Origin of the sequence: Duganella levis (assembly GCF_009857605.1) — a bacterium.
Taxonomy (GTDB): Bacteria; Pseudomonadota; Gammaproteobacteria; order Burkholderiales; family Burkholderiaceae_D; genus Rugamonas; species Rugamonas levis.
Genome location: NZ_WWCT01000025.1, coordinates 96,502 through 103,523 on the forward strand (window position 1 = coordinate 96,502; position 7,022 = coordinate 103,523).

A 7,022-nucleotide genomic window follows, 5' to 3' on the forward strand; every position below is an offset into this window, starting at 1 on the left:
ATGCAGCCACGCTTTCATCAGAAAGTGTAGGTCATGCGTACGTTGTACGCGCGGCCGATGGCGCTGCCGGCGCTGCTCAGGTAACCATAGGTGTACAAGCTGCTGTTGGTGGCTGGCGGCGCCACGTTGAACAGATTGGTGACGCCGGCGGTAACCTGGATATTCTTAAAGCCGTTGTAGGTGGCGGTCGCGTTCCACAGCTTGTAAGAATTGATGTTGCGCCAGTACTGCTTGGCCACCAGATTCTGGTCGGTGTACTTCGAGTTGTAGTTCTGGGTCAGCTGGGTGCTCCAGTTGCCCGCAGCCCAGTTCAGTTTCAGCGTGTGCTTCCAGCGGTAGGTGATGATCGGGAAGCTGGAGGTGGTGCCGTTGCTGGCCAGGCCGAACTGGCCGATGTTCGACACGTATGGGCTGCCGTTATACAGCTGGTTGTCGAACTGGGTCAGGTAGGTGCCATCGATCGCCACCTTGAAATCGCCGTAGGCGGTTTTCGGGAAGTTGTACGAACCCGAAACGTCCACGCCGGCGGCCTTCTGGCCACCCAGATTCATGATGGTGTTGTTGATGTAGTTGATGGTGCCGTCGGCGTTACGCACGAAGTACGATGCGTATTTGACCGGGTCCAGGAAGTAGACCTGCTCTGGCAAGTTGGCCAGCATGTCGGTCATCTTGATGTTCCAGTAGTCCAGCGAGACCATGGCGTTCTTCACCGGTTCCATCACCACGCCCAGCGTGAAGCCTTTGGACTTCTCCGGTTTCAGGCCGGCGTTGGAGCCGGTCTGTTTAGGCAGCGTGGTGTTGCAGACGGTCGATGCGACCAGGCCTGGCAGCGCGGTGCCGGTGCCGGCCACGCCTGGCGTGCCGCCTGGGCACAGGACCGGATCGTCCCACTTGGCGGCGGTCAGGCCGGTGGCGCCAGGCAGGCGGTAGCCGTAGGCGTCGAACAGGGTCGGTGCGCGGAAGCCGGTGTTGGCCGAGCCGCGGAACATCAGCTGTTTCGAAGCCTCCCAGCGGAAGCTGATTTTCGGATTGATGGTGTTACCGAAGTCGCTGAAATGGTCGTCCCGCACGGCGGCGTTCAGTTCCAGCGATTTGGTGACCGGCACGTTGATCTCGGCAAACAGCGCGGCGACGTTACGCTGACCGTCACCGTGCGATGGCGTGGCGTTGGCGTAGGTGACTTCGCCGCCGATTGGCAGTTTGGTGTCTTCGGTGGTGTCGCGGTGCAGGTCCACGCCCACGGCCAGTGCCAGCGAACCGCCCGGCAGTTCCATCAGCGCGCGGCTGACGGTGGCGTCGACGCCGGTGAAGGTCGATTTCGAGTAGCGGTTTTTGGCGCCGTCCACGCTGATGGTGGACAGGTAAGCCTTGCCGTCCGCATCCTGCAGGCCGAATGGATTCAGCTGGCCGTTTTTCAGACCGTCCAGCAGGCCCTGGCCCTTGTAGTAGCCGGAGTAGTAGTAGTTGCTACGCTCGGAAACACCGATCACCAGGCCGGCCTTGTAGTCCCAGCCTGCCATGGTGCCTTCGTCGACCACCGCAATGCGCTGGTTCAGCTGCACGTCCTTGGTGGTGGCCAGGCCGCCGTCGGCCACTGCCCAGGTGACGGTCAGCGGTGCGTTGTTCAGGCCTGCGACGGCAGGCACGCCGCCGCTTTTGCCTGGATACCATTTGCTGGTCGACGGCAGGATGGCGGCGACGCCATTGACCGCCAGCGCATTGGTCGGGTTCTTGGTGCCGAGGATGAATTCTTCGCCGCGCGAGTAATCGATGGAGATGACATGGTCTTCGCTCAGTTGCTTGGCGGCGCGGGTGTAGAAGGTGACCTGCTGGTTGGCGTACAGCGCGGTGCCGTACTGGTTGTTATCCAGTACGCAGGTGCCTTTCTGGCCGACGATCGAGTACGGCGCCAGGCAGCCGCTGGCCGCATAAGGATTCTGTGCGGTTTTGTTGGTCGGCGTGGTGAAGTTGGCCGGGGTGGCGTTGCCGCCGGTGCCCAGCGATGGCGCGCGACCCAGTGCGGTCAGCATCTCGGCCGTGCTCAGATAGGCGCGGTCGGAAGAGCCCAGGCGGGTGCGCTGGTGCGCGTCCAGCGTGGCGTAGAAGCTCCAGCCGTCGCGTTGCAGATTGCCCTTGCCCCAGGTGACGGTCGCGCGCTGTTCGTCGCCGCCGCCTTTTTTCTCAGGCTGCACGGCTTGCGCCGTCAGTTGCAGGCCTTCGTACTGGGTCTTGGTGATGAAGTTGACCACGCCGCCGATGGCGTCGGAGCCGTAGATCGAGGATGCGCCATCGCGCAGGATCTCGACGCGGGCCAGGGCGCTCATCGGGATCACGTCCAGATTGGCGTAGCCGTCGGAGATCGCTTCGTTGGCCAGGCGGCGGCCGTTCAGCAGTACCAGGGTGCGGTTCACACCCAGGCCGCGCAGGTTGATGTTGGTGCCGGAGCCGGCGTTCGATGGCGCCAGCGAGGCCGATTGCGGCAGCGCCATCATGATGTCGGCCAGCGTGGTCATGCCTTGCTTGACCAGGTCTTCGGCCTTGATGGTGCTGACTGGCAGCGAGGCTTCATTGGCCACGCGCTTGATGCTCGAACCGGTCACTTCGACGCGGGTCATCGGGCCTTCGCCGCTGTCCTGGGCGTAGGCGGTATTGGTCAGGGTGAGGACGGCCAGACTGATTGCGGTGAGCAGCAGGCGCGGTTGGGCGGAACGGTTCTGGACCGGTTTCTCGGACTTCATGGTGTTGTCTCCTTCGTCTCTTGAATAAAGTTATACGCAGCGCTGAACAGCGCATGCGTGAGTGGAGCACCTCGCGTACTCCGTGCCGCTGTGACGAGGGCCGCTGTGCAGGGTGCAGAGGGGAGGCCGAGGTCAAGCCGGTCGATAACTTAATTACTTTTTGCGCGGCCGGCTTCGAGGCCGGTCCTGCGTTACTACGGGTGTTGTGGTTCTGTTCTGTTATCCGCGCGAGAACGTGCGGGTCACGCGTTCCAGGTGGGCGCGCATGGCTTTGCGCGCCGCCGCCGGATCGTGGTCGGCAATCGCCTCCAGGATGCGGCGATGGTCCTTCAGCGTTTCCTGGCGCAGTTCTTCGGTCTGGAAGTGTTCTTTCAGCTTGTGCCACAGGCGGCCGCGCTGGTCCCATAAATAGGTCAGCGATCCGACCAGCGCGCTGTTGCCGGTGGCGCGCGCAATGGCCAGGTGAAAGTTGCGGTCGGCCTGCTCGTTGCTGGAATAGTTGTCGTGGTTTTTTTCCATCTCCACCACCGCCTGCAGGATGGCGTCAATGGCGCTGTCGGTGGCCACGCGGGCGGCAATGGCGGCGATCTCGGATTCGATCAGGCGGCGCGCGGACAGCACTTCAAATGGACCGGGACCGGCTTCCGGCAGATCGCTGTCGGCCGGCTCGGGCACGTCGCTGACGTAGACGCCGGAACCGCCGCGCACTTCGATCACACCGCCCAGTTCCAGCGCGATCAGCGCTTCGCGCAGCGAGGCGCGGCTGACACTCAGCTTGGTGGCCAGGTCGCGTTCCGACGGCAGGCGTTCGCCGGGAGCGATGTGTTCATTGCGGATGAGTTCCTGGATGCGGTCCGCCACCACGCGATAGAGGCGTGGCTCGTGAGCGGAGTTCTCGACAGGAAGAACGGTCTTTTTCAACATTGCTTGTCTCGTTTGTATGCGTGGCTTATTGATTTGCCATCTGGTCAGGCCATTCTAAGGTGGTCAGACCAAATGCGCAATGTGGACTAGCCAAATTTATTTTATACTGGCATACTGAATTCATCGAGCGACCGTCTGCCCCCCGTGTTTGATAGGCAAAACCCTAGGAAACATGCGGTATCCAGACTGTGGCGTGCAGGCCACAACCCACCAGATGGCCGGCCAATAACAGAAGTGGTCAGACCACTTTACGAGACCAAAAAACAACGTAGGAAAGCCCATGACCACACCGACGAGCGCCACCAACACGCCGCGCTACATCCTCATGCACGACAACGATAACGTTGCGATTGTCGTCAACGACGGCGGTCTGGCCGCCGGCGCCGTGTTCCCGAATGGTTTGACGTTGCTGGAAGCGGTCCCGCAAGGCCACAAGGTGGCGCTGCGCGACCTGGCCAAGGGCGACCGCGTGATCCGCTACAACGTCACCATCGGCTTTGCCGCCAAGGACCTGCCGGCCGGCAGCTGGCTGGCCGAGCACAATGTCGAGATGCCGGCCGCGCGCGAGCTGGAAGGCCTGCCGATCGCCACCATCAAGCCGCCGCCGATGGATGCGCTGGAAGGCTACACCTTCCAGGGCTTCCGCAATCCGGACGGCAGCGTCGGCACCCGTAACATCCTGGCTATCACCACCACCGTGCAGTGCGTGTCGGGCGTGGTCGAATTTGCGGTGGAGCGCATCAAGAGCGAGCTGCTGCCGAAGTATCCCAACGTCGACGACGTGGTGGGCCTGGAACACACCTACGGCTGCGGCGTGGCGATTGACGCGCCGGGCGCGCCGATCCCGATCCGCACCATCCGCAATATCGCGCTAAACCCGAACTTCGGCGGCCAGGCAATGGTGGTGAGCCTCGGTTGCGAAAAACTGCAGCCGACGCGCTTGTTCCCGAAAGGCTCGATCCCGATCCAGAACGCCGGCGGCGCCGATCCTGGTCTGGTCTGTCTGCAGGATGCGCAGCACGTCGGCTTTATGTCGATGATCGATTCGATCATGAAGCAGGCCGAGAAAAACCTGGCGGAGCTGAACAAGCGCCAGCGCGAAACCGTGCCGGCTTCGGAACTGGTGGTAGGCGTGCAATGCGGCGGCAGCGATGCCTTCTCCGGCGTCACCGCCAATCCGGCTGTGGGCTTTGCCACCGATTTGCTGGTGCGCGCCGGCGCCACCGTGATGTTCTCGGAAGTGACCGAAGTCCGCGACGGCATCGACCAACTGACTTCGCGCGCCACCACGCCGGAAGTGGCCGAGGCCATGATCCGCGAAATGGCCTGGTATGACGCCTACCTGACGCGCGGCGGCGTTGACCGCAGCGCCAACACTACGCCTGGCAACAAGAAGGGCGGCCTGTCGAACATCGTCGAAAAAGCCATGGGCTCGATCGTCAAGTCGGGCAGTTCGCCAATCTCCGGCGTACTGTCGCCGGGCGAGAAGCTGACGCAGAAAGGCCTGATCTACGCGGCCACGCCGGCCAGCGATTTCATTTGCGGCACGCTGCAGCTGGCGGCCGGCATGAACCTGCACGTGTTCACCACCGGCCGCGGCACGCCTTACGGCCTGGCCGAAGTGCCGGTGATTAAAGTCGCCACCCGCAACGACCTGGCCAACCGCTGGCACGATCTGATGGACATCAACGCCGGCCGCATCGCCAGCGGCGAAGCCACCATCGCTGATGTCGGCTGGGAGCTGTTCCAGATGCTGCTGGACGTCGCCAGCGGCAAAGAAACGTGGGCCGAAAAATGGAAGCTGCATAATGCACTGGTGCTGTTCAACCCAGCCCCAGTGACGTAAAAAAATAAAACAACGGAGACAATTATGGCAAAACCATTCAAACGACTGCTGCTGACCGGCGCCGCCGGCGGCCTCGGTAAAGTTCTGCGCGACCGCATCAAGCCGTGGGCTGATGTGGTGGTGCTGTCGGACATCGCCGATCTGGGCGAAGCGCGCGAGGGCGAGGAAATCGTCGTCTGCGACCTGGGCGACAAAGCGGCTGTCATGAAGATGATGGAAGGCGTGGAAGCGGTGCTGCACTTTGGCGGCATCTCGACAGAGAACACCTTCGAGAACATCCTGCACGCGAACATACTGGGCACCGCCAACATCTACGAGGCGGCCCACAAACTGGGCGTCAAGCGCATCGTGTTCGCCAGCTCGAACCACACGGTGGGCTTCTACCGCAACACCGACTACATCGACGCTACCGCGCCGACGCGTCCCGATTCGTTCTATGGCGTCAGCAAATGCTTCGGCGAGCAACTGGCCAGCTATTACTGGGACCGCACCGGCCTGGAGACCGTGAGCCTGCGCATCGGCTCCTCGTTCCCGGAACCGAAGGACCGCCGCATGATGGTTACCTGGCTGAGTTACGACGACCTGGTGGAAGCGCTGCGCCAGTCGCTGTTTGCGACCCGCGTGGGCTTCACCATTTTGTTCGGCATGTCGAACAACGACGTGGCGTGGTGGGACAACAGCAAGGCGGCGCACCTGGGCTACAAGCCAAAGGACAGCTCGTCGCAGTTCGACGCCAGCTTCCCGGACAGCGGCCAGTATCCGGACCAGAATGCATCCGTAACCTATCACGGCGGCGCGTTCGCGCTGGCCGAAGTGCGCTACAAAGACTAATCGCGCGGACTGCAGGCCAGTTTTTGCTGGCCGTTTTCATGTAGAATGAGAATAATTCTCATTTTTATGTAGCGTTACGTGTCCGTTACCGAGTCCTCCCCCAAACAGCAACTGCACGTCCTGTATCACAGCCATTACGACTGGCTGCGCGGCTGGCTGCGCGGGAAACTCGGCTGCGCGCACGAGGCGGCGGACGTGGCGCAGGACACCTTCATGCGCATCATCGTCTCGCGCGACGCGCTGTTCGGCGTGCAGCAGCAGCCGCGCGCCTATCTCACCACCACCGCCAAACACCTGCTGGTCGATCGCGCGCGCCGCAAGCTGCTGCAGGACGCCTACCTGGCCGAACTGGCGCTGATGGCCGAATCGCTGGCCGGCCATCCGTCGCCGGAAGACCTCATGATGGCGCTGCAAGCGCTGAACCAGATCGCGGTGGCGCTGGAGCGCGTGCCGGCCAAGGCGCGCGAAGCCTTCCTGCTGCATTATCTCGACGACCAGCCGCAGGCCGTGGTGGCCGAAAGCCTGGGGGTGTCCACCCGCATGGTGCAGAAATATCTGGTGCAGGCGCTGATGCAGTGCCGCGCCAGCTGCGCCGCGCTGGCCGGGATGGCGGCATGAGCGACGACGCGCTGGCCGAGCAGGCCGCTGGCTGGCTGGTGCAACTCGGCGCTGGCGACGCGGCC

At 62.7% G+C, this 7,022-nt stretch carries 5 protein-coding genes; 3 read left to right on the top strand and 2 right to left on the bottom strand.

Annotated features, from left to right (window positions below):
- Nucleotides 1-17 precede the first annotated feature (17 nt).
- Both GTP69_RS25235 and GTP69_RS25240 read right to left on the bottom strand, forming a co-directional pair.
- The gene (locus GTP69_RS25235; protein WP_161057461.1) at nucleotides 18-2,738 is read right to left on the bottom strand and encodes a TonB-dependent receptor plug domain-containing protein; all 2,721 of its coding nucleotides are present in this window, start codon (nucleotides 2,736-2,738) and stop codon (nucleotides 18-20) included.
- Between the two features lie 219 nt (nucleotides 2,739-2,957).
- Nucleotides 2,958-3,662: a FadR/GntR family transcriptional regulator gene (locus GTP69_RS25240; protein ID WP_161043535.1), complete on the bottom strand. Its 705-nt coding sequence runs from the start codon at nucleotides 3,660-3,662 to the stop codon at nucleotides 2,958-2,960.
- A gap of 280 nt (nucleotides 3,663-3,942) precedes the next feature.
- Here GTP69_RS25240 and garD point away from each other — a divergent pair, with 280 nt between their 5' ends.
- The 3 genes from garD to GTP69_RS25255 all read left to right on the top strand — a co-directional run bounded on the left by garD (nucleotide 3,943) and on the right by GTP69_RS25255 (nucleotide 6,957).
- Nucleotides 3,943-5,508, top strand: coding sequence for a galactarate dehydratase (gene garD, locus GTP69_RS25245; RefSeq protein WP_161057462.1), 1,566 nt, complete (start codon nucleotides 3,943-3,945; stop codon nucleotides 5,506-5,508).
- A gap of 24 nt (nucleotides 5,509-5,532) precedes the next feature.
- Entirely contained in the window at nucleotides 5,533-6,339 is an 807-nt protein-coding gene (locus tag GTP69_RS25250) for an NAD-dependent epimerase/dehydratase family protein (RefSeq protein WP_110847298.1), read from the top strand.
- A 78-nt stretch (nucleotides 6,340-6,417) separates the two neighbouring features.
- Nucleotides 6,418-6,957, top strand: coding sequence for a sigma-70 family RNA polymerase sigma factor (locus tag GTP69_RS25255; protein WP_371868113.1), 540 nt, complete (start codon nucleotides 6,418-6,420; stop codon nucleotides 6,955-6,957).
- Nucleotides 6,958-7,022: the final 65 nt, after the last annotated feature.

Excerpts from the sequence above, each read along its gene's own strand:
- GTP69_RS25250 (WP_110847298.1), top strand. The coding sequence starts at position 5,533 with ATGGCAAAACCATTCAAACGACTGCTGCTGACCGGCGCCGCCGGCGGC.
- GTP69_RS25235 (WP_161057461.1), bottom strand. The coding sequence starts at position 2,738 with ATGAAGTCCGAGAAACCGGTCCAGAACCGTTCCGCCCAACCGCGCCTG.
- GTP69_RS25240 (WP_161043535.1), bottom strand. The coding sequence starts at position 3,662 with ATGTTGAAAAAGACCGTTCTTCCTGTCGAGAACTCCGCTCACGAGCCA.
- garD (WP_161057462.1), top strand. The coding sequence starts at position 3,943 with ATGACCACACCGACGAGCGCCACCAACACGCCGCGCTACATCCTCATG.